Below are 24,805 nucleotides of genomic sequence, written 5' to 3' on the forward strand. Positions count from 1 at the left end.
AAAATAAAGTAGACATTAAAATAAACCATATAGATTTATTTCAACGTCTACTTTTTATTTAATTTGCCATTTGCTACTTAAATCATTATACTTATCTAAACAATTCTTTCCTCTTAAAACAATACTGTCACGATAAATAACCTCATCACCATTTTCGTAATAACCTATAACAGTATGCTTTCCATCAATATAATCAGTTGTAAAAATAAAATTTGACTGATGATTTTCATCATATCCTGCCACAATCGTCGCTATTGATGCGCCAGGTCTACCACTTTTAGGATCTGTTAAATGCAACAACGTTGTTAAAACTCTCTCCAAACATTTGTTTGTATCAATATCAAGCCAATTCTTTAAATCTATCGGAATATATAAATAATCATTTACTTCTTTAATTTGAGTTTCATCAATATTATTTGCTTTTGAGCTTCGAAAATTAAATAACTGAATTATATTCCTCTTTGATTTTGTTTTAAAAACAAACATCATATTTCTTAGACCATCTATATCCATAATTGTTCTCCTTCTAATAAGTTATATATTTATTATATAACTTATTAGAAAATAAAAAAGCCTGATCATAATGATCACCGGCTTTCTATTATCCAATTGAAGCAACTATTGTAGTAACTAAATTATCAATATCATCCACTTGCTCAGTTTTCAAAGTTGATTTAATTGTGATTGGTTCGTTGATGATTTCCATATCCTTCATCGTCTCTAATTTAGTACGCATGTGTTTTGCGCATAATGCTCCCCATGTTCCATTTTCTAATAACGCTACACTTCTTTTCTTTAATGATAAAGCAATCATATCACTAAGGAAGTTTTCCATTGGTGGAAAAATTCCACTATTATATGTTGGCGCTGCTAAAATCAAATGACTATAATGGAACACTTCACTAATTAAATTAGAAACATGCACTTTAGATACGTCATACATTCTAACATTTTTTACCCCGGCTTGCTTCAATTTTGAAGCAATTATTTCCATTACATTTTCAGTATTACCATAGATCGAACCATAAGCTAAAACAACACCTTTTTCTTCTGGTTCATATTTAGACCAACAATCATATTTGCTAACTATGTAATCAATATTATTACGCCATACAGGTCCATGAAGCGGACAAATTGTGGCAATTTCTAAACTACTAGCTTTTTTTAATAACATTTGAACTTGTGGTCCATATTTTCCAACGATATTAGCATAATATCTCCTAGCATCATCAAGCCATTCATGTTCAAAATCAACTTCATCATTAAATAAAGCTCCGTCTAATGCTCCAAATGTTCCAAAAGCATCAGCACTATATAATGTTTTATCATAACTATCGTATGTCACCATTACTTCTGGCCAATGTACGAGTGGTGCCATCACAAAAGTAAAAGTGTGTTTTCCTGTAGTTAAAGTATCATTCTCTTTAACTACTAACTTATTGATCTCAATCCCAAAAAATTGATCAATCATTGTAAATGTTTTAGCATTTCCTACAATCACGACTTCAGGATAACGATTTATCACTTCTTTTAAACATGCACAATGATCAGGCTCCATATGATTAATAACAATATAATCCAATGTTCTTCCTTGCAATGCTGTTTCAAGATTATCAAAAAATAAGTGTCCAATCGACCAATCAACCGTATCTAATAAAATGGTCTTTTCATCTAACACAACATAAGCATTATATGAAATTCCCCTTGGAATTGGAAAAATATTTTCAAATAAACTTAAGCGACGATCATTCCCGCCAATCCAATAAACATTCTCATTTACTTCTCTAATACAATTCATCATCACAGCCTCCTAAATCACTTTTAGTATAAACCTAATATTCTAATTTTACTAATATGATGCTTATATTATTTCCAAACCCTAAACTATTATCCCTCAAAGATTAGTTTAGCAGCTCCATATTAGCTAATATCTCATTTATTTTTTCTTCAATTTCTTCTTCACTTTTACCATCTAACTGCTCCAACAATTCTTGAATAAAAGGATCATTAAATGCCTCATCAGCAGTTTCAAGGCCAAAAGCATCCATTATCGCCCCTTCAATTTCTAGCGTTATCTCATCTTCAAAATAATCAATATCATATTGACTAATAAAATTCAAGACTAAGAAAAGAACATTTAAATTATTTACTACGATTCGTTGTGGTTTACCATAACGATTAGCATATTCAAGCAATCCATCAATTAAAGCTTCACCAATAATTTGTAAACTAGGAAAATCAACTTTTTTAATTAAATAATCGCTTTCTCCGGCAATTACGGCATAAACATTTAACTCATTGGTTTTATCTGTATTAGTCATTGGTAAACAGACAACATCAACACATAAACGTTCTGTATTTTCACGCTTAGTTTCAAGCTCATGTTCACCTAAATAGCCAAAATCATAGCGATTTAAGTCAATTTGTGGTTCATGAACAAAAATAGCACTCTCCTTAAATTTACCATCTTCAACATATATTTCAATAATTTCATCAGACTCACTACGATTTTGATCTTCTTTAATCCCATTTGCAAATTCTTTTAATAATTCTAAAATTACCCTTGCTTCCTCAACTTCTAATAAGCATGGAATATATCCCGCTTCATTACGAAAAGCAGCCAAATAGTTATCCTCATCTAATGCCACATCAAAATCAAGTTCCTGTTCAGATAATAAAATAGTCCAGCAGTTGCAAAATGCATTATTTATTCCTTCATTAGCAAGATTATAAAAACCCTCTAAAAGATCATTATAAGTTTCAAATAATTCAATCACATAACCTTCTAATGTTTTTAAAATAACCCAATATGTAGTTTGGTTAGATACTAGTTTAATCACTTGATTATCAGTAAACTCACGTTTCTTCACTAATTCTTTTAACTGCTCTAAAATTTCAATAAACTCATTTTTTAACGGGCTATTATTTAATATTTCATCAACCCCTAACAATGATAAACAACTATTAATATCTTCTAGATCAAAATTAATATCCAGATCATCTCGACTTAATATAATTTCTTGATAACGTTCAATTCCCCCACAATCCTCTATCAAATTATTACCACAAAATTCAACTACAACAGGATAGTGCTCAACGCCCTCTAACTCTTGTTCAACCGTAATTAAAAGTTGCCAATCATCACCAAAGTCATAATGGTAGTAAATTACCATTTCTTTTTTTAAATAATCCGCAATCCGTTCAAGATTATCAACTATCTCAACGTCATCATTTATCTGATTTTCAATATCTGTTTCACCACCAGGAATCCAGATCCCTAATTCCTTGATCCTAAATTCATATAGATGATAATCTTCAAAACCAAATAAAGTTTGGATTAACTGATGCAGATCTTCAAAACTAATTATTGCAGGTATTTTAATACGCCGCCATATAGGATCCGCACACCCCTCCACACCTATCCTCAATTGATATCCATTCATCTTTTATCTCCTCAGTTCTATATAAACTATTATAACAAATTATATTATTGAAGTAACGCCTTTATATTGAGAAGATAAAAGGGATTTATAAATAATTATCACGCTCGACTATTTTCAACAATCAATGTTAAATGTTTTGTGAAATAACGATTATAAATCACAATAATTTGGCCAATAAATCCAGCAGATAATATTGTTCCTATCCCAATTCCAATAATTTTCCCCGCCAAACAGTATGTAGTAATAATTGTGACAAGCATCATTCCACAATCAAATAATAATTTTGTCTTACCAAACTCTTTGTCAATCACCTGGCTTAATGCTTTGACCATACCATCAGCAGGATTAGGAATTAAATCTAACGTTACACCAACATATGCTCCTAAAGCAGTAGCTAAAATAGCAATCGCTAATAGAACTAATGCAACAGGTAATGAAGTAACTGTAAAATTTAATAAGTTATTATAAAAATCTAAAACATATCCCATAAAATAAGAAAATGGAATTTGTAATAAAACTTTAAAATCTAATTTCTGATAAATCAATAATTGCACTCCAACAAAAATAATATATAAAATAGTTGTTGCCATCCCTAATGATAAATTGGTCATTTCACTAATTCCAAATGGAACTGAATTAATTGCCGCAACCCCTAAACCAGTTTTTGTATTTAAAACAATTCCAAATCCTAAAATCAATATTCCTAAAAAATATAATCCTAACCTTTTTGCCATAAACACCCTCCTTATTTTTCTTTATTTTACAATATTACTTGATATTATCAGTTCTTTTTCAACAAAAGAAAAAATATCCTTCCAAAAGAAGAATACTTCATCAATCAATTTTTAAATTGACAATTCCAGTTTTTGAATATCGAAAAACTAAATATAGCCATTTTGCTTTAATCAACTCTTGTTTTCTGTTCAATAGATCACTAATAATAGTATTATACTTTTCTAAAACTGCCGCAGCCTCTTTCCAGACTTTTCCCTCGATTAAATCGTAGTTATCAATTACTTGAGCAACGATCATTGAGTCTATTTCTCCTGCTTGTGCCATTTGATTTAAAATTTCACAAGTCTTTTCTTTACTAAAAGAAGTTTTATAACTGCGCTTTCCACATAGTGCACTTACAATATCACTTATTGCTACAATCCGCTGCTCTTGAGTCAACTGGTTTTCCCATAAACTATGCGGATAACCTGAACCATTCAGTTTTTCATGATGCCGACACGCAATTTCTAAAATTTCTTGATCTATTTTTTCTTCTAATAATTCTCTTGTTTTAAGAACATGACTACGCATTATTATCATTTGCTCTTGAGTCAGTTGACCCGGATATTCTAATATTTCAATTGGAATTCCAATTTTACCAAGATCGTGCATCATTGCACCATAATAGATCTTTTTTGTCTGTTCAGAACTTAAGCTTAATAATCTTGCTAACTCCAAAGATATCGTGCATGTGGTAATAGTATGTGTAACTGTAAAATAACTACGAAAATCAATTAGAGAAACTAACATATTTAAATAACTATCCAACTATTCTAATGAAAGCGAAATATTTAAACTAGTTACTTTTTGCCATTTTGAAAATGGATTAGTTGTAAATTGATAGACTTGATCAACCTGCCAATAAAGAGTAGTAACCAAATTTTCTACAAATCTAGTTCCTGACTCCTTATCTAAGTAATCTTTAAGCATGCTATAATCATTTGAAGTTTGTAAAAATACATCAATTCGATCACACAAATTAATAATCTGAGAGATATTTTTAATTTCGTCATCAATATAAATCATTTTTTGATAATCAAGATGATGATAAAGAATAGCAGGTGCCAATTTATCTAGTGGTGAAAAGTTCTTTATGAACAAATAACCATAAATAGCATGTTGCCATATATTTTTTGTTTCAAAAATAAACATTTGATCAATTTTTTCTGTCTTATATGCTCCAATATTATGTAACATTGCTAACATAAAAACATCTTGCAAGTACTTTTGTTCATGACTATTTTGAGCCTCAAGCATACGATATGTCATATTAGCTACTCGTAAACCATGATCAATCAATCGCGAATCAACATAATTCAAACAATTACTTATAATTTCAATAAAACCTTCATTATTTACTCCTGCAATATTATTCAACTTATTTTTCCATCGCATCCACTGACACTTTTTCCTCTCGATAAAATATCAATACAAAAACAATTGCCAGTAAACCTGCGATTATCTTACTAATCATATAGATTATGACGCCATTACCATCGACTACACTAGAAATGAATCCTAGCTGTCCCCCTAAAACATAAGCTCCACTTACACTAAAAGCGGCATTCATCATCTTCCCTTTACGATCCATTTGTGAAAACAATGGAATCATTGCAATGCTTGTCCCAAGGCTTAATAGTAGTCCCATCACACTAGCACTATTGACACCCAACTTTTGACCAATCATGAAAATCATTCGTGAAAAACGTTTAATAATCAAATCGCTTAAAATCATTGATCCGCACACAACAATGCACATCCGTAAAACAATTACCATTGCATCACTAATTAAAGCAATTGTAGTAAAAGGCAATGTATCAAAAAACAGCTGTAAAACAACCATTCCAAACAACAAGATACTAATAATTCTAATCAAATAACCAAATAATGTTAAAACAAAAATGGTTTTATCATAAGAAACATATAGAGCAATTACCAAGATAACACAAAGTATAATTATTGGTAATAAGTTAATTAATAAATTAGGAATTTGTAAATACCAGGCAACTGCCACTAGAATTATTGGTAAACTTAAAATCCCATAAACTAATCCACTAATAAATGGATTTAAATCTTCCTTTTTTAAAGATGCTAAAAAAATTGGTAATTGAAAACTAATTGTTTGTCCTAATGTTGCAGTCAAAATAACCCCTGAAAAAATCAAAAAAGTACTATTACCAAGTCCCGAAACAATTGAAAACCCACCCATATCAGGTGCAAGAATACTCCCAACAACAATTGATGGATCTAATGATGAATCGGCACTTATTTTAGTAATCACATCTACATTATTTTGAATCAATGTAATTGCGATACAATAAAACCCAATCATACTCATGGCAATTCCACCCATCGAATCCATCCCTTTATCAAAAGCAGCTACTAGTCCCAACTTATTATTCAAGATCTTGTCAATCAAGCCAATCAAGCACAAAATAAGCATTATTAATATAAAAAAATTCATTATCGTACCTCAATTTCCATATTCTTCCAATATTTTACCAAACAAACCTCAAACAAAAAAGCCTATTCGGCTTTTATTTAAAATATTCAGTAATATTATCCTTATCATCAAAATAATTGATCTTCATTGCATCTTTAGCACGTTTAAGTGTTGCATTCGCTTTTTCATTAGCTTTAACACAACCATCTTCTAACACTTTCATAACAGCAGCAATATCAGCTTGTAAAACAGCTCTTCTTTCTCTAATTGGATTTAATGTTTCTTCTAAAACATTAAATAAAAATTTTTTTATTTTAACATCACCTAAACCACCACGACGATAATGCTCTTTTAATTCATCAAGATTTTTATAATCAGGTAAATATTTTTCAAAATATTCATCTTTGCAAAAACAATCCAAATAAGTAAACACTGTATTTCCCTCAACGGTTCCCGGATCTTCAACTTTTAAATGATTTGGATCTGTATACATACTCATTACCTTTTTCCGAACATCTTCACTAGTATCCGCAAGATAAATACAATTTCCAATTGACTTTGACATTTTTGCTTTGCCATCTGTTCCCGGCAATCTTTGACAAACTTCATTTTCAGCCAACATAATTTTTGGATCTACCAAAACATCACCATAAATCCGATTAAAACTGTGAACAATTTCTTTAGTCTGCTCAATTAACGGCATTTGATCTTCACCAACAGGAACACAAGTGGCATCAAAAGCTGTGATATCGGCAGCTTGAGAAACCGGATAATTTAAAAAACCAACTGGAATACTTGTTTCGAATCCACGCTGTTTTATTTCCTCCTTGATCGTTGGATTACGTTGTAATCTTGAAACTGTAACTAAATTCATATAATAAGCCGTAAACTCAAATAATGCTGGTACTTGAGATTGAATAAACATTGTGGTTTTTTCAGGATCTAAACCAACTGATAAATAATCTAAAGCAACCTCTAAAATATTTCGTCGGACTTTTTCAGGGTTATCAGCATTATCTGTTAAAGCCTGAGAATCAGCAATCATAATAAAAATTTCATCAAATTCTCCTGAGTTTTGTAATTCCACTCGTCGTCTTAGGGAACCAACATAATGTCCTAAATGTAATCTTCCTGTTGGACGATCGCCTGTTAAAATAATATTTTTCATATAAATCTCCTTCTTTGATTAAATAAAAAAGGCTTTTATCCTCAAGGATAAAAACCATTATGCCACCTTGTAAGACACCATCATGTCTGTTTTTCTTAACGCGAAAAGCACGGCGCCACTACTCCAGTTAAGTTTCATTTTGCTTCTAACCAGGCCCATTCATCAGTATCTTTATCTTGGCTCTCACCAGCCACCAAGTCTCTTAAATAAAGATTAGCTGTTTACTCTTCCTAGATTATCGAATTTACTATACTTAAAATCATAAAACGGATATAAAATGATGTCAATAGTTTATTAATAATCTTCAATTATTTTTATTTTTTTCTACAATCTATCTTGATTCCAATGCCTCTTCTGTATATTCAACAAAATACTCTTGATAATAAATAATTCTAATTAAATCTAAGATTGCCATAATTTGATAATTAAAACTAATTCCATCAAACTTACCCGGTAAACTAAAGAAATACTTAATACAACTTAAGTTTTCATTCTCAAGTAGTTGATTTTGGGTAATCAATAATGTCTTACTCTTGCTTAAGTGCCCTAAAGATTTTTTCGCTAAGAAATCTCTTAATGAACGCCCAGTAGATGAAAAGAATACTACAAAATCATTTTCATCAAATTTAATATTTGGATCATAAGCATGATATTGAACCACATTTTTACCTAATGTAATTAAATCAGTCTGAAATTCAACAGCAATACTAGTTGGAAACAGTCCTCCAACAATAATTACTCGATCAGCATCATATATATCATGGCATATAGAAACAATATTATCCATAAAAATATCATAATCATTTACTTCAATCAATCTGAATAAATCACGATAGCTCATACTTAATAATCTTGCTCGAATTTGGTCATTACGTAAAATATCATCAGCTACCAGCTTACGATGAAAGTCCTCATAGTTATCAAAACCAAGATAATTTAAAAATCCTAGGATCGTTCGTGGATCAAGATCACTTTCTTTACAAACTTGTGCAAATGTATATTCAATCATTCGATGATAATTTGCAATTACAAAAGTACAAAATTGATAGTAACCGTCATAAAATAAAGTGCCATTTAAATACTTAATAATTCTTGATAACAATACATCACCCATAACACAATTCTCCCTTCAAGCAAATATTTACTTTTCTACACTTATACTATAACAATCTTTGTTGTCAGGCGATATTAAAAAAGAAACATTGAAAATATTTTTTCAATGTTTCTTTTTAATTTAAAACAATCCTGTTATAATCGTTACATTCATTCGTCATGGTTTGTCATTTTCAAATATGTTTCTGTTTTATATTTAACATTTTTATCATAGTCTAATTTAAAATAACATGTATAAATGCAATCTAACAAATAAAGTAATGATAACCTTGTTGAAAATGAAGAAATCTTATTATAATGATTTTCATATGGACTTAAGTAAAGATTATAATCACAAAGACTAACTAATGACTTTAGCGTCGTTGAAGAAATTAATATGATTGGAGTATTGTTCTTTTTCAACAATTTAACAATTTTGTCAACAATCATTCCCCGTCCTTCAAAGCTAACAACAATTGCAATATGTTCCTTGTCACTTGAGGCAGCTGCTAAAAGCTGTTGATATTCTTCAACCGGAACATTAACAAAACGACCGATTTCTGACATTTGAAACTTAAAGTTTTCAACAAAGTAAAGATTACCAGCTGAAGTGTACATATCGATGAACTGAGCATTTTTTAGAGCTGAAGCAATCAGTCGTAATTGATCCAAGTCAATTAGATTATTCGAGGCAATCAAAGTCTGCTCGTATAATTCTTTCATTTTCATTGTAATCTGATACTGCGTCTCATTTTGTGAAAATGGATAGTTATAATCAATTGTTTTCTTTTCTTTCAAATAATCTCTTATTGATGTTGATACCATTACTTTAAGCTGTGCTAAACCATTAAGCTCTAGTTTTTTACACAGACGATAAATCGTTGGTATTGAAATAAAGCAAGCAGCACTAATTTCATCAGCACTCATATTAATAAAGCGTTCTGGATTATTTTTCATATAATCAACTAAAGTCTGTTCATTGGTAGTTAAATCTGTTAAATTATCCAATCGACTAAATATATTCATTTTCTCAGCCCCCTTATCCTCGTATCATTATAATAACACTTTGACACATAAATTTCCTAAATAAACAAATAATAAACATAAGCTAACACTCAGTAAAATATATCCTCCCGCCATCAAAAACTTACCATCACTAAGCAGATTCATACTTTCTAGTGAAAAAGTTGAAAATGTTGTAAAGCCGCCACATACCCCAGTTTTCAAAAATAAAATCCAGCGTGATTCAAGATTATACTTACTTGCTAACGCTACAACTAATCCAATTACAAATGCCCCAATGATATTGATCATCATAGTCATAAAAGGAAAAGTAGTATCTTTAATTATAATTAATCCCATTAAATATCTTGATACAGCACCAATAAAGCCACCAATTCCAACTGCTAAACATTCCAACATAATTATCTCCTCTATATAATCTTATTTTATGATTATTCAAAAATTTAAGCAAGTAAAAAAGGGAAGTTTACTTCCCTGCCAAATAAGCTTTTGCTTCATAGCTTCTTAATATTTGTTTTAAATCATCTTCATAATTACTAATCAGCAAAGTTCCTTGAATAAATTCTAAATCTATTTCCACTTCATCTTTACTATAATTACAAATAACTATAACCTGTTGTTCGTTTAATGTTCTTCGATAAGCATAAACTTGGAGATGTTCTTTTAAAAGCTGCTGATAGTCACCATAGATCAATACCTCATATTCTTTTCTTAATCGCAGTAGATCACGATAAAAATAATATACCGAGTTAGGGTCTTTTAAAGCGTTTTCAACTGTAATATTTGTATATTTTTGACTTGGAGCGAGCCACGGCTGAACAATACTAAAACCTCCAAACCTACTGTTATCCCACGGTATTGGCATCCGAGCATTATCACGGGAACGTTTACCAAAATAAGCAATGATCGTTTCTTCATCATAATTCTGTTTAAAAACTTCATACTTATTTAATGCATCAACATCGCGATACTGTGTCATTGATTGATAATATGCATTTGTCATTCCAATCTCTTCACCTTGATAAATATATGGTGTTCCTTGCATCCAAAACATGAATAATGCTAGCATTTTCGCAGATTTTTCAAGATAAAAAGGGGTTGAATCATCACCATATTTAGAAACTGCACGTGGGCGGTCATGATTATCCCAATATAAAGCATTCCATGCTTTACCATTCAAACCTGTTTGCCACCGTTCAAAAACTACTTTTAAATCTGCTAATTTAGGACGCTGATAAGTTAAATTTGGTCCTTTATCTAACGACATATGTTCAAACTGAAAAATCATCTTCAATTCACGACGATCAAACCCTGCATATAATAGAGCATCTTCTACACTGACATCAGCTGTTTCTCCCACTGTCATCGTATCATATTTAGCTAAAACACGATCATGCATCTCTTGAAGAAATTCATGTACTCGTGGTCCATTAGAAATAATTTCATACATATGCGGATCATTAATAATGGCTTTATCCATTTTTTCAAAATCTTTAGATATTTGGTTAATAACATCCATCCTAAAACCATCGATACCTTTATCTAGCCACCACTCCATCATTTTATATACTTCATTTCTAACTTTTTCATTTTCCCAATTCAAATCAGGTTGTTCCTTTGTATATAAATGTAAATAATACATTTCTGTATCTTCATCATATTGCCAGGCCGATCCCTCAAAAACCGATTGCTGAAGATTAGGCGGTTGATCATTTTTCCCCTCACGCCAAATATAATAATCACGATACTCATTATCTTTAGATTTACGGCTTTCAACAAACCAGCGATGCTTAAATGAAGTATGATTTACAACTAGATCCATAATAATTTTTAAACCTTTTTGATGTGCTTGTTTCAATAATTCTTCAAAATCAGCCATTGTTCCAAAATCAGCCATAATATCCTGATAATCACTAATATCATAACCATTATCATAATTTGGTGATTGATATACTGGACATAACCAAATAACATCAACCCCTAAATTTTTAATATAATCTAAACGACTGATAATTCCCTGCAAGTCTCCAATCCCATCGTTATTACTATCTTGAAAACTCCGCGGATAAATCTGATAAACAGCAGCCTCCTGCCACCAACTTTTTTGCATTATCCTTCACCTCTTTTATATTTAAACATAACAAAAAGTCAAAATCTTGGCCCTTTTATACTATAATAGGCAAAATTTTAACCTTTTCGATATTTTGAAGGAATATCGTGATAATATTCTTTAAATATTTTATTAAATGCTTTCACATTTTTAAACCCATGATTTAATGCAATTTCATTAATTGTGAGACTAGTATTCATCAAATCATTATAAGCATGATTTAAACGAATTTTATTAATATAAGATAATAATGTAATCCCCGTCTTTTCCTTAAACATTCTTGATAAATAAACCTCACTAAAATGAAAATGATTAGCTAAAATCGTCAAATTCAATTCATCATCATAATGCTGTTCAATATAAGTGACGATTTGTTTAATTATCGGTAGTTTCTTTTTTGTGATTGCCAACTTATAAACACTACATTCTTCCAGCAGCTCATATATTTGCATCATTCGATTATGTATAACTAAAGTTTCTTGATCAAGATGATCACCTAAATAAATAATTAGCTGTTCTAATTGCTCTTGATCCTTTATTAAAGATAAATCAAATTCACATTGTACCAGTTTAAATTCATCAAATAACTCAGTTGATAAAAGTAATGTTATTATTTTCGTTTGATCCTCTAAAAATCTTAATCTATGAATACTATTACTATTAATCAATACTAACTGCTTAGTATTAACAAACTTCTTTTCCCCATTCACTGATAGTTCAAAAGAACCTTGATTACAATAAATTAACTCTATTTCGTCATGCCAATGCGGTTTCATTACTTTACTGCGATTAAACTGATGATTCCAAATCTTAATAGGATATTTAAAGCTAGTTTCAACAACTTCATATAAATGCTGCATTATCATGCCTCACAAAAAGGATTGCTTAGCAATCCTCATCTTCTTTCCCATCCCAACAATATGTACATAATTTACATTTATCTAAACCGATTGATTCGATCATGTCATCTAAACGATGATAACGCAATGATGTAAATTTAGAGCGGCGACGAATTTCCTCACACATATTTTTATATCTTTCACTATCTGGGTCAGCGTATTCTTTTAAAATCTCATCACTAACATTATCACCTTCTAGTTTTTGGATAACACGACGAGTCACTAAATCTAATTCTGAACTAGAGCGTGAAAAATTTAAATATTTACACCCGAACATGATTGGGGGACAGGCAGGACGAACATGAACTTCTTTAGCCCCACTTTCATATAAAAATTCTGTTGTTTCACCTAATTGTGTTCCCCGAACAATTGAATCATCAATCAATAATAAACTTTTATTTTTAATTAATTCTTTAACCGGAATTAATTTCATCTTAGCAATCATATTTCTTTGACTTTGACTAGATGGCATAAATGACCGTGGCCAAGTCGGTGTATATTTGATAAATGGACGAGCAAAGGGAATACCTGAAACATTTGAATAACCTACTGCATGGGCAATTCCTGAATCCGGTACCCCAGCAACGCTATCTGGCTGTACATCATCACGTTTTGCTAATAAATTACCACAACGATTACGCATACACTCAACATTGATTCCTTCATAAGTTGATGTTGGATATCCATAATAAACCCATAAGAATGAACAAATTTTCATTTTATCTCCAGGACCTTGTTTAACTTCAATTTTACTTGGTGTCATGAAAACAATTTCCCCTGGTCCAAGATCACGATAATGATGATATCCTAAATTTAAAAATGCACTACTTTCAAATGTCGCACAATATCCTTCTGGTTTTTCCCCAATAATCACTGGTGTTCTTCCTAATTTATCACGTGAAGCATAAATTCCTTCAGATGTTAATATCATAATACTCATTGAGCCTTTAACAACGTCTTGAACATATTTAATTCCTTCTACGATACTATCCTTTTGACTAATCAATGCCGCTACTAATTCTGTAGGATTGACTTCACCCGAACTCATTTCCAAGAAATGAGTTGCCCCTTTAGCAAAACAATCATCTTTTAACTCTTCCAAGTTATTAATTCTACCTACTGTTGTAATGGCAAAAGATCCTACGTGGGATCTAACCAACAACGGTTGTGCTTCATTATCAGAAATACAACCAATTCCTAAGTTTCCTTCAAATTCTTCTATATCTTTTTCAAATTTAGTTCGAAACGGCGAGTTTTGAATGTTATGAATCGATCTTTGAAAACCATTATTTCCATGAACTGCCATTCCTCCTCGTCTTGTTCCTAAATGGGAATGATAATCAATCCCAAAAAACAAATCTAAAACGCAACTTTCTTTTGATGCAACACCAAAAAATCCACTCATTTATATCTATCCTCCAAACTTTATACACCCATTGTATCTTATTTGTAACAAATTTCCTATATTTAATCTTATTTTCGCTAAAATATTGCCCAGGAAATAAAGAAAAACCTGTTATAATAACAGGTAAAATATCAAAACATTTGCTTATCAATACTATTATCTACAAATTCTAATAAAGAAATAATTACTTCTTTTAACTCATTTGACTTCTTTAAAGTTTCTTGGTCAAAATGTCTTTCCAAATAATCATGACTACCATAATAGACTTTTAAACTACCAATAGAATTAGTTTCTAGATCATTTAACCCTTCAAAATCAGCTATTTCTAGATTACCAAAAAGCTGATAAACAAGATTTCTTGCTACTTCATCATTAGTTTCTTTGATTTTATCATCTTCTTTTAAATACTCTGTCCTCATTTTATAATGAGATGCTTCTTTCAACAACGTTACATTCACGACTATTCTATCTGAGGTTTCTAAGCACAAAGAAATTAGCTTATGTTCTGGCAACTAAATTCCTCCTTCACTAATACTAAATTATATGAAAATTATATCTTATTATACCCCATTAGTTAGATAATAATCATAAAAAAACTAGGTATAAGAGTATACCTAGTATCAAATATATTTCTATCCTATCAATTCAATATTTTTTTAATCTTATTTTATTAGCTGCTGACTGCCTTTATAAATTTCTTGGGTTATCAAGATTATATTCTTTAGCAATTTTTTTGAAATTATATAAAAGGTAGCGATGACGTACTAAATCATCCGGCTTACTACGATACAATGTTACAATTCCATAAGGATCCTCCATTACAATTTGATGATTCTCCAATGTATCAAATAAACTTAATGCATTTCTTTGATTTAACACTTCAAAGCGACATATATTATTATCTTTAGTAATTATATCTAGATCAAGATAAAATCTAAATTCTGGCATCGGCCATGAAATTATTGATCTTGAACACATTGAGATTTTTGTACTCTTAATTTCACCGTAAGGAATTTCAATCTCCTCATAATTAGTATTATTGAACCTGACAGCATCCTTATCGAAATTTAAAACACGATTACGTAATGCAGACGCTTCATCATATTCCAATCCATCAAAAATTGCATAAACAATCAATCGTGCAGTAGTAGATTTTTTGGGCTCAAACGTCTCAACTTTTACTTGACTGGTAGTATTTTCATTCTTCCTATCTTCTGTTTTTTCACCAACAGAATTTTTTATTTCCCTCTCTTGAAATTCTTTTTTAGATTCCTTTTTAAGATTATTTTGAGGATTAAACAATTTTAATAAACTATCCTGTGTTGTTATCTTAACAATCTCATTAAAAAAATCAACTTGACTGCCATTTTGACAATCAATCCGATTAATAATTTGTCCATCACGTAAATAAAGAAATTTCTTTGCATAACTGGCAATCATATTATCATGAGTTACTAAGATAATTGAGGTTCCTTGTTGATTCAGTTCTCTTAAGATTTCTAGTACTTCATGTGAATTTTTAGAATCCAGATTCCCTGTTGGTTCATCACAAACAACAATTTTTGGCTTCGTTACTATTGCTCTAGCAATAGCAACACGCTGCCGTTCTCCACCAGAACATTCATTTGGCTTTTTATATAGAGTATGGCTAATATTTAAGCGTTCACCAATCTCATTAACGCGTTCCTTAATTTCTTGTGGAGAAACTTCATTTAAAATCAAAGGTGTAGCAATATTGTCAAAAACAGATAATGATGGAACTAAATTGTGATTTTGAAAAATGAATCCCAAATATCGATTACGATAGTCACTTAGTTCAGCATCATTCATCTCACCGACAAAACGATTAAATATTTTAACTGCTCCACTACTTACTTCATCTAATGTTGATAAACAATTTAATAATGTTGATTTTCCGGAACCACTTGGCCCCATAACACTAATAAAATCCCCTTCCTCTAAGATGAAATCGACATTTCGCAATGCATAAAAATTAGCGCCACGTTTTAATAAAATATCCTGATCATATATTTTACTAATATTATTCGCCGTGATTAAGATATCTGACATCATCGTACACCTCCTTGATTAATTTACGATAACTGACGATCATATATATTGACATAAATGTATATAAAATAATATAAATTGCAATCATTGTGATAAAAGTATTGTAAGTAATCATATTAACTAAATAACTTTGATATAATAAGGATCCATACATAACAATTGGGAATATCACAATTAAAATAATAAACAGCATCATCTCTTGGTAATGAATCTTAAAAATACTTTTTTTGTTGTAACCTAAAGCCCGCATTGTTGCAATTACTGAAGCTCGGGTTGGCAAATAGATCATAAAGCGAATAATAAAACAAAGGAACATTGACGCCATTAATGCAAAAAAACTCATCATCATTGCATTTTGCACGTCAATCGAAACTGACTGCAAGAATAAGAAACTAATAATTATTGGTACAACAACAGCTGAAATATTGATCATTGCTGTCATTACGTCAGTAAGATCTTTTAGATTACTAAGTGATATGATCCAGTTCTTTGATTTTAGTAAGACTTTATTATGCAATAAGTCAAATAATAAAGGAAATGTATTATCAATGATGAGGACCTCACCTAATAATGAAAAAGCAAAATAAGTAGGTAAATTATTATTTTCAATTGATCTTAACATTGGCGTAAAACCTATATATATTAGTAATATTCCTAGTATTGTTGATAATATTTTTCCTTTTGGAAGCATATCAATAGTTTTTGGCTTTTCCCCCTTTAAAGCTAAACCACTTGACATTAATTTAAATGGATTAAAATTAGTTGTTTTTCGTGGCACATGATTCATATAGCCAGCAATATCAGTTTTGATCCTCATAAATTTTCCCATATCAATAACGACCACATAGATCATTTTTGTTAAGAATAAAGCGCCATAAATAATTAAAATATTCGTTAGGTCAACTGTAATCACAGCATCATAAATAGCACTATACATATAAACCCAACCCCAGCCAATTAAAAATCCAAGCGCATAGGAAATTAGAAATAGCAATCCAAATTGAATTAAAATATAGCGAATTATCTGCTTCATATTTCGACCACAAAGCAGTAATAATGAAAACTCCTCGTTTTTATTATTAATAATGTAATTATTCACAAACAAGGTCAATGCAAATGCAATCATGATTACAATTCCCGTGACTAACTGCAGAATATAGCCATTTGCAAAATCCACTTCAATATTACTAGTTGAATACATCACAACCGAAATGAATTCGAATGATGATAACAGTGATAAAACTGCTAATATCCCTAAATACAGTTTTTTCTGCCCGGAAATAATTTTTTTAATAAATGTAATCATTTCCAAATCCTCCCTTCACTAAATTCTTTATCTACTTTAAGTATACGCTTACATTTTTTAAATTACAAATATTATTATAATTATTTTTAAGTGAATAACTATTATTTATATTAATCATATGTAAAAAAAGTAATTAAATTCATCTTTTAATAAAACAGCCCCTACAAATGATACATATCATTCATATGGGCTAACTATTTTTATCAATCAATTTTTCATATTCATTTATAGGCATTGGTTTATAGTACACATATCCCTGAACCAAATCACATCCTACTTCACGCAAAAATTCTACCTGCGAAACTTGTTCTACACCTTCAGCAACCGTTTTAATTCCTAAATTATTGACCATCTTAATAATATCTTTAATAATTAATTTAACTTTATCCGGATTATCTGAATCTTCAAAAAAAGCACTATCCAACTTTAAAACATCTATTGGTAGATCTTTCAATAAATTTAATGAAGAATACGCTTTTCCAAAATCATCCATAGAACAAATAAAACCATAATTTCTTAAATCATTAATAATTTTAATTAGTAAATCTGTTCTTTCAAAAGCAACACTTTCAGTGAATTCTATCTCAATCATTCGATCGGGAATACCAAATTCTTGTTTTATTTGGTAATACTCATTCACAAATTTAGAATTGTAAAACTGCACTTTAGATACATTAACCGAAACAGGATAACATGGTAACTCTTCATCAATTCGTTTTCTAATCCAGCTACAAACTTCACGATATACATATTTATCTATCTCCTTAATATGCATATTTTTTTCAAAAATAGGGATGAACAGATCGGGATAAATCAATCTATCTTCACTCTTCCAGCGAACTAATGCTTCTGCACATGCGATTTTACCAGTTTTAATATTGACTTTAGGTTGCAAATATACAAGAAATTCTTGATTGTCTAAAGCTGTTTGCATCCTATTTTCAATCATTTTATCCATATGCAATTTATTTCTAATTGCTTCAGTATAAAAAGCATAGTGTTCTTCAGAAGTTCTTTTTATAGTATCTTGAGCAAAAATAGCACGATCAATGTACTCATCGATAGTAAGTTTTTCAATAACATCTTCATAACAGCAAATACCACAACAAAGCCTGATTTGATAACCATTCTTTGCTTTCTTTACATAATCAATCAAAATTTGATCAATTTCTATTTGTTTTTGTTTTAACATTTCTTTACTCTCATAATGACGCAATATAATAAAACTATCAGCATTATTTCGAGCAAAAGTTTCATTTTTATCAATACTATTTGCTAATACAGCTGCATACTTTTTTAATATTTTATCACCAAATTGATATCCAAAGACATCATTAATATACTTAAAATGCTCTATATCAATATACAAAAAAGCAAATTGACCTTTTGTTTTCTTAATAATATTTCTTGCCTCTAAAACAAATTTAAGTCGATTATTTACCCCGGTCAAGTTATCACGGTAAGCTACGATACTCAAAGTATTATTTTTGCGTTGCAATGTTATCATGCTTCGTAAATAAAAAATAATTATTATAGACCATGTCACTAATGAAATTCCTGATAAAATCATCAACATCATTAATAGATAATTACTTTGTGTCGTAGTATAATAGTCAACTGCAAAGACAGTATCGTTTGCTATCTCAAATAAATCTTCACTATCACTAAGCAGTTTCTCATGACCATTTCCTTCGCGTACTAGAACTATATCCATTTGGATTGCTTCCCAAATATTTTTTAATTTATTTAAATCTGTCCGGTAATCTTCATCATCAAGATTAATTAGACTATATTTACCAACTCCCGTATCTAACTCTGTAAGAATCTCATCAATATAATCTTTTAATTCGTCATTTGGCTGATCAGTTAATTCTAATTTGACCAAACGCTGGCTCGCACCACGAACAATCCCAACATAATTAATCAATGTCCCATAATCACGAATTTTATATAAAGTGTGAACTGATATTGAGCATAATAGTATTAATGTTAATAAAAAAGCGGGTAACCCCAATCTCTTTAGTCTCATCTCTATCACACCCTATCACCTTAATGATATGCTAATCATTAGGATAAAACAAGCAAATGCCCTCATTTTTACATTTTTTGTAAAACGCTTACATTTTTATCAAGTGATTTACACAAGAAAAGATTTAAATATCAAATTTTTACTTTTATAATACAATTAACATATATGTTTAAAACAACTAGTTGCAAAATATGATTGAATGGAGAATATCATGAAAACAAGAAACTTAATCGCAACATCATCATTAGCACTTACAATGATGCTAGGAATAGTTGCCACCCCTTTATCAGCACAACAAACATACACACCCGGTGTGACGGTAGAGAAAAATACTAATCCAGAATGGGAAGCAGACTATACAGCAACCTTCATTTACAAAGATAAAGATGCGCGTGATGCAACAAATGTTAGCGTAAGCGGTGGTTTCCAATTTTATAAACCCGAAGAAGTACAGTCATTTGCAAATACTGGTGACGGGGCTAATATCCCATGTTATAATGCTTATCAATATCAAGATGGAATGTTCGCTGGAGGGTACAATCTTAATGGTGATGCCGCAAATTATTCAATGACTGAAATTGAAGATGAAATCTTTGAGGTAACGATCCCTTTACCTGCAAATGAATACTTTTATGCTTTCAATATTGAATATTCAGATGGCAGTAGTGAAACTAATGTCAAAGATCCTGCTAATCCCGCACTTGCTAATGATGGTTCAGATGCTGGATGTAGCCTATTTTATGTAGGTAATGGTGAGACTAAAGGACAAGAATATATCAACCCTCGTACCGATGGTAAAACAGGTACTTACTCATTTGTCAATTATTTAGCTGAAGATGGAACTACTCAACCTTTAGGAATCTATCTACCGAATGGTTATGATGCTAATAAAACATATAAAACAATCTATGTTTCTCACGGTGGCGGGGGTAACGAGGTAGAATGGATGACTATTGGTGCAGTTCCAAATATCATGGATAATTTAATTGCTGATAGTTTAACTAAAGAAGCAATTGTTGTTACAATGGATAATACATACTTCAATTGGGACTATGATCGTATTATTAATAACCTATTTAATAATATTTTGCCTTATATCGAAACACATTACAATGTATCAAAAGAAGTAAACGATCGGGCATTTTGTGGATTATCAATGGGATCTATGACAACTACGACTTTATACCAGACCCATCCTGATCAATTTGGATATTTTGGCTGCTTTTCAGGAGCTAATGTTCCAGTTGATGTAAGTAAAGTTGCACATCTTGATCAACCAAACTTATATATTACTGCTGGCTGCATCGATATGGCCTTAATGAATGATAGTTATAATACTGCGAGCGATCGTACTACAACTGGATTCGTAGATAAGCTAAATACATTAAATCTAACCAATTACAAATTAGAAATTTTAAATGGTGCTCATGACTGGTACGTTTGGCGTGAATCGTTCACTAACTTTGTAAAAGATCACTTGTGGACTAAAGATGTTAAGATAGAAACGCCTAGTGAAACTCCTGTTATTAAACCAGAAACACCTGCTTCATCAACAAATACTACTACTGCACCTAAAACAGGTGACGATTTAAATCTTGCTGTTGCTGGATTATTTATCATCATCTCAGTGACAACTGGTGTAGTTATAAAAAAACATTACTAAATACAATAAAAATCGTAAGTTCATGATATCTCTTAACAAAGAAGATATCAAACTTACGATTTTTTTATTACTCGTACTTTATAAATTAATTCAGAAATAATTTGACTTAAATAAAATAACGAATAATAGCCATCATTAATTGATTTAGGAATGCCATATTGATAAATATAATCAAATATTTTCTGCTCAGCTAAATCATCTTGAGCAAAAACAACAAGTTTTAAATTCTTCTGACTAGCTTTCTCTACTACTCGTTTTTGAATTTCACTATAAAAATCATTGGACACATTTAACAAAACCAAAGTATCTCCATCTTTAAAAAAATCACTATGAATATCTTGAAATTCCTGTAAATCAAATAAATATGCAGGAACTTCATTCGCCACCAAATCTAACTGCACAGTATAAAAGTCAATCATTTCATGAGTATCACCAATAAATGTAACACTACGGCTATTAAGCAATAATTTGGTTATAGCAACAAGTTTTTCCATGTCCAAATTAAGTTTTGTCTGACGAAGATTGCTGATAGCTTCAACATATAAAGAATCAGCTAAATTATCCAATGATGTACGCATAAACTGCTGCATATTAGATACCGTTCTTACCATATTTAAATTACGAATAAAATAGTCTAAACCATCTTTAAAATCCTGGAAAGAACTGTATCCTATCTTTTGAACAAAGCGACTAACCGATGCAATAGAAATATTTGCTTCTTGAGCAATCTGCTCTAATGAAACGGTTTTAATATCACCAATATGTTCAATGATAATTCTAGCAATATTGTATTCATTAGTATTAGAAAGATTTTCATTACAATATCTAAAAAAATTAAATCCCAACTGCTCGTGTCTCTTCATAAATTCCCTCCATTTTTTATATTATATCAATTAAATATCTTAATTAAAAGGAATTCTCTTTAAATGTCTAGACACATAAAAATAACCGGGACCGGTTATTTTTATAAAGACATACTTTTACGGTCAAAAATTATTCCACCTACCCCATAACAAACAATCATTACTACAAGTAATCCTCCTAACATTAAATAACCTTCATTATTACCGTTAATCAATTTTTGAGGATCAAATAAAGTTAATAATGTTGCAAATTTAAGTCCTTCCATACTTCCTTGCATATTCGAAAGCATTTGAATCATAATAAAAACTATCGGGATTCCCGCTCCAAATAACGATGCTAAGCGGTACTCATTAAAAATACAAGAACACATATAACAAATTCCTGTTAATGTTAACTGTAAAATGAAAACTCCTAAATTTAAAACCAAATAAGCTCCAATATCCAAATCACCAGGAAACATCAAAGCACTACATCCAAGCCCTAAACCTGTACAAAAAGCAATTAAAACAAATAAGTTTGTTATGATAACCAGCATTTGTGTAAACCACACAGATCTACGTTCAACGCCACTACATAATAAATAACTCATCACACCATTATCAACTTTTCGAACAACTAAACGTAATGCTAGTAAAATTCCAAAAATCAAAGGAAAAACAATCATGATTAAACCATATAAATAAGTAGAGAGAAAATCAATCAGTGTTGTCGGGGTACCACTCATTCCTACCATTGCCATTATTTCAGGCATACTTTTAGCAAATGTTTCTAGCGCTGTTCCTAGCTTAGGATCATACATTGCTAACATGATCGTTGTATACATTGTCAAAATCAAACAAAAAATAACTAGTATCTTATAATTAGATTTCCATTCTAATTTAAATAACGCTTTATTGAACATGTTGATTTCCTCCATAAAATTGCATAAAAATTTCTTCTAAACTTTGGTGTGCAATATCAAAATTCATTAATTCGTAGTTATTTAAACAACTGATCAATTCATTAATTTCATGCTTTATTACAACCTCAACAACATTATCATCAGCATTTCTAATTGTAAAAGATTCTTTTTGAAATTTGTAAGCATCTTGATGATTTTTAAATGTTATTATATATATCTTTTGTTTCGATTTCTTTAATGTGTCAATATCCTCAATACTCACCATTCGTCCTTGACGAATAATTCCTACCCGATCACATGTTTTCTCTACTTCTTCAAACATATGTGAGGACATCAAAATAGTCTTACCACGCTTCTTTTCTTCAATAATTAAATTAATAAACTCACTTTGCATTAAAGGATCAAGTCCACTAGTTGGTTCATCTAAAATAAAAACAGCTGGATCATGCATAAAAGCTACTACCAAACCTATCTTTTGTTTCATCCCTTTTGACATCTTTTTGATTTTTACATGAGGATCAAGATCAAAGCGTTCAATTATTTCTTCAGCACGCCCCAAATCCTTCATTCCCCGATACTCAGCCATAAATTTAATAAACTGAATTCCAGTAACCTCCTCCATTAAATTAATTTCTCCTGGAATATAACCAATCTTCTTTTGAATCTCTGCAATTTTCTTACTACAATCCATCCCTTCAATTAAACAGGTTCCTTCTTTAGGAATAATAAACCCTAACAAATGTCTAATTGTTGTAGTTTTTCCAGCACCATTAGGTCCTAAAAAGCCAAAAACTTCACCTTTTTCGATTTTAAAAGAGACATCAAATATTCCTTTATCATTACCATAATCTTTTGTTAAACCATTAATCTCAACAACACTCATATAAATTCCTCCCGATAGAAATTCTCTTTTATAATATCCAAATATCTAAAATACTCATCTTGAATCTCTTTCATATTAACATTTTCTAAATCCTGATATCTATCCATATATCCTTGCGACATCCAATAAATTATGTTCCAAACTTCTTCAGGATCAACTCCTGCTTTAAACTTACTAATATCAGCACGTTTAATTAAATTATATGATGCTATTACCTCTGCATATAATTGTTCATAACTATTTCCTACTATTTCCTTACGATTTTGGTAATAGCGCAGTGAAAAGCCATAAATATATGGATATTTAGACATCATTTCCATTTTGCCTAACACTGCTAATTTAATTGCATCAAAAAAATCTTTACCATCTATAATATTCATTTTTTCAAATAACTTCATCACTAGTCTAGCGCTATATTGTGCTAAGTACTGATACAACTCTAGTTTATTGTGAAAATAATAAAACAATAGTCCCTTTGATATTCCCGCTTTGGCTGCAATATCATCGGTTAATGCATGTTTATAATCATTTTTACTAAATACTTCTAACCCTGCATTAATAATGGCCAGTCTTTTTTCTTCGTTTAATTCAAAGAATTTTTGGTTCATTTTATCACCCCTTTGACTGACTTGATTAATTAAATTATAGCAAATTGACTCGTTTCAACAACCCCTCGTATCAATCTTTATGCAATCTTAATAGTCCAAAAAATAAAGACCAAAATGAAATATT

At 30.4% G+C, this 24,805-nt stretch carries 23 protein-coding genes; 1 reads left to right on the plus strand and 22 read right to left on the minus strand.

Translation table 11 applies throughout. The features are described 5' to 3' along the window. Positions 1 to 54: 54 nt before the first annotated feature. The 18 genes from KTF99_RS02140 to KTF99_RS02225 all read right to left on the minus strand — a co-directional run bounded on the left by KTF99_RS02140 (position 55) and on the right by KTF99_RS02225 (position 19,762). A complete protein-coding gene (locus tag KTF99_RS02140) occupies positions 55 to 513 on the minus strand; it encodes a hypothetical protein (RefSeq protein WP_009008750.1) in 459 nt (152 codons plus the stop codon). A gap of 88 nt (positions 514 to 601) precedes the next feature. Further along, a complete protein-coding gene (locus KTF99_RS02145; RefSeq protein WP_029481683.1) occupies positions 602 to 1,798 on the minus strand; it encodes an FprA family A-type flavoprotein in 1,197 nt (398 codons plus the stop codon). 103 nt (positions 1,799 to 1,901) lie between these two features. Continuing rightward, positions 1,902 to 3,443: a plasmid pRiA4b ORF-3 family protein gene (locus tag KTF99_RS02150; protein ID WP_029481684.1), complete on the minus strand. Its 1,542-nt coding sequence runs from the start codon at positions 3,441 to 3,443 to the stop codon at positions 1,902 to 1,904. A 98-nt stretch (positions 3,444 to 3,541) separates the two neighbouring features. Then, positions 3,542 to 4,177 carry a YczE/YyaS/YitT family protein gene (locus tag KTF99_RS02155; RefSeq protein ID WP_029481685.1) on the minus strand — a complete coding sequence of 212 codons (636 nt, stop codon included), beginning with the start codon at positions 4,175 to 4,177 and terminating at the stop codon, positions 3,542 to 3,544. A 100-nt stretch (positions 4,178 to 4,277) separates the two neighbouring features. Further along, on the minus strand, positions 4,278 to 4,985 hold the full coding sequence (locus tag KTF99_RS02160) for an HD-GYP domain-containing protein (RefSeq protein WP_226825658.1): 708 nt from the start codon (positions 4,983 to 4,985) through the stop codon (positions 4,278 to 4,280). Continuing rightward, complete coding sequence (locus tag KTF99_RS02165) at positions 4,986 to 5,612, minus strand: HD domain-containing protein (protein WP_029481686.1); 627 nt, start codon at positions 5,610 to 5,612, stop codon at positions 4,986 to 4,988. It lies immediately after the preceding gene. After that, on the minus strand, positions 5,596 to 6,681 hold the full coding sequence (eutH, locus tag KTF99_RS02170) for an ethanolamine utilization protein EutH (RefSeq protein WP_029481687.1): 1,086 nt from the start codon (positions 6,679 to 6,681) through the stop codon (positions 5,596 to 5,598). The genes KTF99_RS02165 and eutH overlap by 17 nt, the downstream gene beginning before the upstream one ends. A gap of 73 nt (positions 6,682 to 6,754) precedes the next feature. Beyond that, the gene (gene trpS / locus KTF99_RS02175) at positions 6,755 to 7,828 is read right to left on the minus strand and encodes a tryptophan--tRNA ligase (RefSeq protein ID WP_003538662.1); all 1,074 of its coding nucleotides are present in this window, start codon (positions 7,826 to 7,828) and stop codon (positions 6,755 to 6,757) included. Between the two features lie 331 nt (positions 7,829 to 8,159). Further along, on the minus strand, positions 8,160 to 8,942 hold the full coding sequence (locus tag KTF99_RS02180) for a MurR/RpiR family transcriptional regulator (RefSeq protein WP_003538664.1): 783 nt from the start codon (positions 8,940 to 8,942) through the stop codon (positions 8,160 to 8,162). Positions 8,943 to 9,091: 149 nt separating this feature from the next. Continuing rightward, positions 9,092 to 9,946: a MurR/RpiR family transcriptional regulator gene (locus KTF99_RS02185; RefSeq protein ID WP_003538667.1), complete on the minus strand. Its 855-nt coding sequence runs from the start codon at positions 9,944 to 9,946 to the stop codon at positions 9,092 to 9,094. A gap of 27 nt (positions 9,947 to 9,973) precedes the next feature. After that, positions 9,974 to 10,342: a fluoride efflux transporter CrcB gene (gene crcB, locus KTF99_RS02190; protein WP_003538669.1), complete on the minus strand. Its 369-nt coding sequence runs from the start codon at positions 10,340 to 10,342 to the stop codon at positions 9,974 to 9,976. A gap of 67 nt (positions 10,343 to 10,409) precedes the next feature. Further along, entirely contained in the window at positions 10,410 to 12,053 is a 1,644-nt protein-coding gene (locus KTF99_RS02195; RefSeq protein ID WP_009008745.1) for a glycoside hydrolase family 13 protein, read from the minus strand. Positions 12,054 to 12,130: 77 nt separating this feature from the next. Next, on the minus strand, positions 12,131 to 12,913 hold the full coding sequence (locus tag KTF99_RS02200) for an AraC family transcriptional regulator (protein ID WP_029481688.1): 783 nt from the start codon (positions 12,911 to 12,913) through the stop codon (positions 12,131 to 12,133). Between the two features lie 25 nt (positions 12,914 to 12,938). After that, the gene (locus KTF99_RS02205) at positions 12,939 to 14,357 is read right to left on the minus strand and encodes an amidophosphoribosyltransferase (RefSeq protein ID WP_003538675.1); all 1,419 of its coding nucleotides are present in this window, start codon (positions 14,355 to 14,357) and stop codon (positions 12,939 to 12,941) included. A 131-nt stretch (positions 14,358 to 14,488) separates the two neighbouring features. After that, positions 14,489 to 14,869 (minus strand): hypothetical protein, encoded by a 381-nt coding sequence (locus KTF99_RS02210; protein WP_009008744.1) that lies wholly within the window; start codon positions 14,867 to 14,869, stop codon positions 14,489 to 14,491. 175 nt (positions 14,870 to 15,044) lie between these two features. Next, complete coding sequence (locus KTF99_RS02215; protein ID WP_009299557.1) at positions 15,045 to 16,427, minus strand: ABC transporter ATP-binding protein; 1,383 nt, start codon at positions 16,425 to 16,427, stop codon at positions 15,045 to 15,047. Further along, a complete protein-coding gene (locus KTF99_RS02220; protein WP_003538681.1) occupies positions 16,399 to 17,733 on the minus strand; it encodes an FtsX-like permease family protein in 1,335 nt (444 codons plus the stop codon). The genes KTF99_RS02215 and KTF99_RS02220 overlap by 29 nt, the downstream gene beginning before the upstream one ends. Before the next feature lie 190 nt (positions 17,734 to 17,923). Further along, positions 17,924 to 19,762: a putative bifunctional diguanylate cyclase/phosphodiesterase gene (locus KTF99_RS02225; RefSeq protein WP_009299556.1), complete on the minus strand. Its 1,839-nt coding sequence runs from the start codon at positions 19,760 to 19,762 to the stop codon at positions 17,924 to 17,926. A gap of 211 nt (positions 19,763 to 19,973) precedes the next feature. On the opposite strand from KTF99_RS02225, the gene KTF99_RS02230 reads away from it, so the two are divergent. After that, positions 19,974 to 21,425: an alpha/beta hydrolase gene (locus tag KTF99_RS02230; RefSeq protein ID WP_029481691.1), complete on the plus strand. Its 1,452-nt coding sequence runs from the start codon at positions 19,974 to 19,976 to the stop codon at positions 21,423 to 21,425. A 53-nt stretch (positions 21,426 to 21,478) separates the two neighbouring features. Here the strand turns inward: KTF99_RS02230 and KTF99_RS02235 are convergent, their stop codons facing one another. The 4 genes from KTF99_RS02235 to KTF99_RS02250 form a co-directional block, all read right to left on the minus strand. Next, a complete protein-coding gene (locus tag KTF99_RS02235; RefSeq protein ID WP_003538688.1) occupies positions 21,479 to 22,288 on the minus strand; it encodes a MurR/RpiR family transcriptional regulator in 810 nt (269 codons plus the stop codon). Positions 22,289 to 22,389: 101 nt separating this feature from the next. Continuing rightward, positions 22,390 to 23,190, minus strand: a complete 801-nt coding sequence (locus tag KTF99_RS02240; protein WP_009008741.1) for an ABC transporter permease subunit — start codon at positions 23,188 to 23,190, stop codon at positions 22,390 to 22,392. Next, positions 23,180 to 24,073: an ABC transporter ATP-binding protein gene (locus KTF99_RS02245; protein ID WP_003538691.1), complete on the minus strand. Its 894-nt coding sequence runs from the start codon at positions 24,071 to 24,073 to the stop codon at positions 23,180 to 23,182. Before KTF99_RS02245 ends, KTF99_RS02240 begins: the two co-directional genes overlap by 11 nt. After that, the gene (locus KTF99_RS02250; RefSeq protein WP_003538693.1) at positions 24,070 to 24,681 is read right to left on the minus strand and encodes a TetR/AcrR family transcriptional regulator; all 612 of its coding nucleotides are present in this window, start codon (positions 24,679 to 24,681) and stop codon (positions 24,070 to 24,072) included. The genes KTF99_RS02245 and KTF99_RS02250 overlap by 4 nt, the downstream gene beginning before the upstream one ends. Positions 24,682 to 24,805: the final 124 nt, after the last annotated feature.

The sequence above is a fragment of the Erysipelatoclostridium sp. MSK.7.34 genome (genome assembly GCF_019041935.1).
Lineage (GTDB): Bacteria > Bacillota_I > Bacilli_A > Erysipelotrichales > Coprobacillaceae > Thomasclavelia > Thomasclavelia ramosa.